This is a genomic window from Flavobacterium branchiophilum FL-15, from assembly GCF_000253275.1.
Classification (GTDB): Bacteria; Bacteroidota; Bacteroidia; order Flavobacteriales; family Flavobacteriaceae; genus Flavobacterium; species Flavobacterium branchiophilum.
On record NC_018751.1, the window covers coordinates 1 to 3,408 of the forward strand.

Genomic DNA, 3,408 nt, shown 5'->3' on the forward strand with positions numbered 1-3,408 from the left:
AGTTAGCTTTGCTTTTTTAAGTAAAATAATCTAAAAATGAAATCTGATATAATAGCGCAAGACAACCGACTGACTACTGCTAGATATGAATTAAGTTTAGTAGAAAAAAGAGTTTTTTACTATATCATCAAAGAAGTTCGGAAAAACTACAGTATAGGTCGTAGGGATTTGTTTGATAATTTGGTTTTAAACATAAAAATCTCCGATCTAGCAAAGGACACTAACTTAAATGAAAGGGAGACAGAAGTTAAAAAGGGGCTTCGTTCTCTACGTTTACGGGAGTTTGAATGGGATAATGGATTACATGAGAAAGATGAAGATTATGAGTGGTTGGTATGTGGTTTTATAAATTATGCAACGATTAAAAAAGGTGTTGCAGAGGTAGAGGTGTCAAAAAAATTGATGCCTTTTCTAGTGGAATTGTCAAGCCAATTTACTCCGTATTCTCTAACCGTGGCGATGTCTTTAAAGAGTAAATGGTCACAAAGAATGTATGAGCTTTGCCAAAAGTGGCAGGGTACAGACGGTTTTAGAATGTCTATTAAGGATTTGCGTAAATCTTTCGTTTTGGAAGATGCCTACAAAGAATACGGCTCTTTAAAGTTAAAAGTATTAGACGTTGCTAAAAAAGAATTGAAAAAACTTTACGATGTCGGGCAGTGCGATGTTTATTTTGAATACTCCGAAGAAAAAAACGGTCGGTCTGTCGAAACTCTCCGCTTTAAATTATTCCGTAAAAACACACTGAATGTTAAGACTACAAACGATATGCTCTTAGAACTTATTCCTGTTTTTAGAGCATTATACAACACAGATAAGATGCCTAAGAATGACGTTTTTATAAAAGATGTTCTCCTCCAGCTCCAAAAGTACCCGAGCCTAATAGAGCCTTTAAATACTCGAATTAGAGAAATTTTAGCGACTGGAGTAAAGGACGATACAGCAAGGTATGTCCGGTTTATTTTAAACGAAGATATTTTAAATTATACAGAAAAACCTACTAAACCAAAAGGGGGAAAGGTTTCTGAAAAAGAAAAACAGCCTAATGATGCTATGATTGATATTCTAGGGTTGGCAAATAGTAAAACGGTATAGTTATGGATAAAACCTCGATTTTTAGAAATGGTACGGCTGGGGTTCAGCCGTACCATTTCTAAAAATGAGGATAATTTTAGACCCCTATCGGACTGTTCTCCAATCTGGGTGGTTCTTATCTATTCTGTTTTTACCTGCAGGTGTCGAAATGTTGTATATGTGGTTTCTTCCTTCAAAAATTCCTTTTTCAAAACTTTCCGCATTAGATTTAGCTACCTCGCTATAAGCAATATAACCATAACAAAATCCTCCAACAGCTACAACAAAAGCAATGCTACAAAACCACGTTAGCCACTTGGTTGTTCTATCTGTAAAAGTTATTTTGTTTTCTTTTTTCTCTAAAACTTCTATTTTTTCAGGAATAGAAATTTCTTGAAGTTTTAAAACAATCTCATTTAAGGCTGTATTAAGCCTTTTTATTTCATCGGTGTCGTATTTATGCTTTATCTCGCAAGTTGGCTTAAAATTAGCTAAAACACCCTCAAAACGACTTAGTTTATGATTTATTCCATTTTCAAATTCAGCTAAATAAGTTTTAGCTACTTTTTTATCGGCTAATTCCTCTCGAACTTCTTCCGATGTCTTTATTTTGTCGCTCATTTTCAATGATTTTGGTTCTTATTTCTCTGTCTTTTTTTTCAGTCAATTCTATTTTAAATTCTTTTATAAACTCATCTTTAATTTCGAGATATCCCCTGTATTGATGGTGGTTTAAACTCAATGATTTTGAGCCTTTTTCGCCCCGCTGCATCTGTAAATGTTCCGCGGTTAAAGTTTGAATTTCACTCATTTCCTGTTTTCCTAATTTCAAGCTTTTACCTGTGTTTGCATCCGTCCAGTTGTAAACCACATGAGCGTGATAATTGTATTTTGCTTTTCCATTATTGTCGATATGACCTTCATCATTGTGGATGTGAACCTGAAAGGCTTCAATACCATAACGCTTTTTGAGTTCATCATTAAGGGAAAGAAGATTTTCTAAATTTTTGTCGTTATCGTTATCAGGCAAAAGAATTACAGCTTCACGAATAGGGGTGGCTTTCGCTTGCATTTTCTGCCCTACATTTTCAATGTATTTTTTTTCTATTTCTTTCCGAACATTTTCAATTTTCGCATCAACAATATGGATATTTTCAACTTCGGAAGGAATCAAATATTTAGGCTCAATTTCTCGAGTATTATGCTTTTCTGACGAGCCTGTTACAGGCTTAATTTTCACACAAGATTTTCCCATATTAAAATAATTTATGCAGCAGCTTTTGTCGGCACGACCCCCTCGGGAGAGCCCTCGGAGAGCCCACAACCCTTAAAGGGTTATAGTGGGCAATTATAACCTCTAAAAATTTTAGATCCCACAAAAGAACAAAATTTATCTTTCCCTTTTGTTTATTTACAAAAAAAAATATATTTGTGTACCAAAATGGTACACAAAAATAAATATTATGATAGTAATTAGTAGCCGTGAATTTAGGGATAATCAAAAAAAATATTTTGATTTAATAGATAAGAATGAGCAAGTAATCGTCCAAAGAGGAAAGAATCAGAGCTATAAATTAGTTCCTGTTTTAGAAAACGAAATGCTAATGACAGAAGCGGAGTTTTATGCAAAAATAGATAAGAGTTTACAGCAATTTGAAGAAGGTAAATTTACACGCATAGCAAAAGAAGATTTTAAAACCTTTTTAGGGCTATGAGTTATCATTTAGAATTTTCTGACCAAACAAAAATTGATATTGCTTTTCATAAAAAAGCAGGAGATAAAGCTATTCTAAAGAAACTAAATTCCCTTTTAGAAGAACTTTCAGAACACCCACGCACAGGAACTGGGCAAATAGAAATTTTAAAATACTATGCCGAAGAAACTTTTTCAAGGCGGATAAACCGAGAACATCGTTTGATTTATCGTATTCGTGAAGAAACGGTACAAGTGCTTGTCTTATCCGCATACGGGCATTATTAAAATCGTATGTATCTAAAAATCAAATAGTTACAAAAACAGACGCCCGGGCCCTGGTGTTCTTTCAATCAATTACCTTTTTTTTTTTTCAGAAACCTTTTCCCCTTTTGTTTTTTTCTCTTTTTCAGCTCAAAACAACCTTAAAAAACCTTTTTTTTTTCGATTTTTTGTAAAAAGTAGTTTTTAGTATTTTTAAGTACCTTTTTAGAGTCTGCGAGGTACTGATTTTACTGGTGTTCACAAAGACAAACCTAACTTTTTCACCCCCTAACCTAACTTTTTCACCCCCAAACCTAACTTTTTCACCTTTTTTTTATGCTTTTTATTACTGTTTTATGCTAACTGTTATTTATTTT

Annotated in this window: 5 protein-coding genes; 3 read left to right on the plus strand and 2 right to left on the minus strand. The window is 33.5% G+C overall.

The annotated features are described in order from the left end of the window. Positions 1-36: 36 nt before the first annotated feature. Positions 37-1,095 carry a replication initiation protein gene (locus tag FBFL15_RS00005; RefSeq protein ID WP_015038637.1) on the plus strand — a complete coding sequence of 353 codons (1,059 nt, stop codon included), beginning with the start codon at positions 37-39 and terminating at the stop codon, positions 1,093-1,095. An 84-nt stretch (positions 1,096-1,179) separates the two neighbouring features. Here FBFL15_RS00005 and FBFL15_RS00010 read toward each other — a convergent pair whose 3' ends face one another. Both FBFL15_RS00010 and FBFL15_RS00015 read right to left on the minus strand, forming a co-directional pair. Beyond that, positions 1,180-1,695 carry a hypothetical protein gene (locus FBFL15_RS00010; protein ID WP_015038638.1) on the minus strand — a complete coding sequence of 172 codons (516 nt, stop codon included), beginning with the start codon at positions 1,693-1,695 and terminating at the stop codon, positions 1,180-1,182. Further along, positions 1,643-2,329, minus strand: coding sequence for a plasmid recombination protein (locus FBFL15_RS00015; RefSeq protein ID WP_015038639.1), 687 nt, complete (start codon positions 2,327-2,329; stop codon positions 1,643-1,645). Before FBFL15_RS00015 ends, FBFL15_RS00010 begins: the two co-directional genes overlap by 53 nt. A 208-nt stretch (positions 2,330-2,537) precedes the next feature. Between FBFL15_RS00015 and FBFL15_RS00020 the strand changes: the two genes are divergently transcribed. Together FBFL15_RS00020 and FBFL15_RS00025 are read left to right on the plus strand one after the other, a co-directional pair. Beyond that, entirely contained in the window at positions 2,538-2,789 is a 252-nt protein-coding gene (locus tag FBFL15_RS00020) for a prevent-host-death protein (RefSeq protein WP_015038640.1), read from the plus strand. Continuing rightward, positions 2,786-3,055, plus strand: a complete 270-nt coding sequence (locus FBFL15_RS00025) for a Txe/YoeB family addiction module toxin (RefSeq protein ID WP_015038641.1) — start codon at positions 2,786-2,788, stop codon at positions 3,053-3,055. Before FBFL15_RS00020 ends, FBFL15_RS00025 begins: the two co-directional genes overlap by 4 nt. The last annotated feature ends 353 nt before the right edge of the window (positions 3,056-3,408 follow it).